The organism is Bacillus badius NBRC 15713 (genome assembly GCF_001591605.1).
Taxonomy (GTDB): Bacteria; Bacillota; Bacilli; order Bacillales; family Domibacillaceae; genus Pseudobacillus; species Pseudobacillus badius.
Genome location: NZ_BCVF01000100.1, coordinates 1 through 1,542, shown reverse-complemented (window position 1 = coordinate 1,542; position 1,542 = coordinate 1). Strand labels below are relative to the sequence as shown.

Here is a 1,542-nt window from a genome sequence, read left to right as displayed (position 1 = left end):
TTAGAACGTTTCAGATGTTGTTTTTGCTTGCATGTGAAGCTGTAAATAATCCGGACCGCCGGCTTTAGAGTCTGTTCCTGACATGTTGAAGCCGCCGAATGGCTGGTAGCCGACAATCGCGCCTGTACAGCCGCGGTTGAAGTACAAGTTTCCAACGTGGAAGTCTTCACGCGCTTTTTCCATGTTCATGCGGTTGTTGGTGATCACCGCACCTGTTAAGCCGTATTCTGTGTTGTTCGCAATTTCGATCGCATGATCAAAGTCTTTCGCTTTCGCAAACGCCACCACTGGGCCAAAGATTTCTTCTTGCATTAAGCGGGCTTGCGGATCTACATCCGCCACGATTGTCGGCTGAACGAAGTAGCCTGTTTCGCTGTCGCCTGTACCGCCTGCTGCAATGCGGCCTTCTTCTTTGCCGATTTCCACGTAGCTCATGATTTTGTCAAAAGAAGCCTGGTCGATGACCGGTCCCATGAAATGGTTGTCTACCGGGTTGCCCACAGTCAATTCTTTTGTCAATTCCACCGCACGGTTCAAGACTTGATCATATACGTCTTCAACGATCACCGCACGGGAACAAGCGGAACATTTTTGTCCGGAGAAGCCGAACGCTGATTTTACGATGGATTGAGCCGCCAATTCAAGGTCTGCTTCTTTGTCCACAACGATTGTGTCTTTTCCGCCCATTTCAGAGATCACGCGCTTCAGCCAGATTTGGCCGTCGTTTAATTTAGACGCGCGTTCGAAAATGCGCAGGCCGACATCGCGGGAGCCTGTGAAAGAGATAAAGCGTGTTTTCGGATGGTCGACAAGGAAGTCGCCCACTTCAGCACCGCTGCCCGGTACGAAGTTCAGCACGCCTGCCGGAAGGCCGGCTTCTTCAAGCACTTCGATGAATTTTGCTGCCACGATCGGTGTAGTAGAAGCTGGTTTTAATAAAACTGCGTTTCCAGTAACAAGCGCTGCCACTGTTGTGCCAGCCATGATCGCAAGCGCGAAGTTCCATGGAGAAATGACAATGCCCACACCCAATGGGATATAGTCGTAACGGTTGTACTCGCCTGGACGGCTTTCTACCGGCATGCCATCTTTAATGCGCAGCATTTGGCGTCCGTAGTATTCAAGGAAGTCAATAGCTTCTGCTGTATCCGCATCTGCTTCATTCCAAGGTTTTCCGGCTTCTTTTACAAGAAGGGCAGAGAACTCATGCTTGCGGCGGCGGATAATAGCCGCTGCTTTGAACAAGACATCGGCACGGATTTCCGGCTTGACTTTTTTCCATGAGTCAAACGCTTTCACAGCTGCTTGCATCGCTTGTTCCGCGTGCTCGCGGCTTGCTTTGGATACGCGTCCGATCACTTCTTTTTTATCGGCAGGATTGTAAGAAACAATCTTGTCTTCTGTCGTGATTTTTTCGCCGCCGATCACAAGCGGATAATCCTGGCCAAGGTAGTTTTCTACCAGTTGAAGAGCTTCTTCAAATGCTTTCTTGTTCTCTGGTTTTGAAAAGTCAGTAAATGGTTCATGCTTATATGGAATCAA

Annotated in this window: 1 protein-coding gene; it reads right to left on the bottom strand. The window is 49.4% G+C overall.

Annotated features, from left to right (window positions below):
• A partial coding sequence (pruA, locus tag BBA02S_RS19880; protein ID WP_255211767.1) for an L-glutamate gamma-semialdehyde dehydrogenase occupies nucleotides 1–1,542 on the bottom strand: 1,542 nt, incomplete at its 5' end.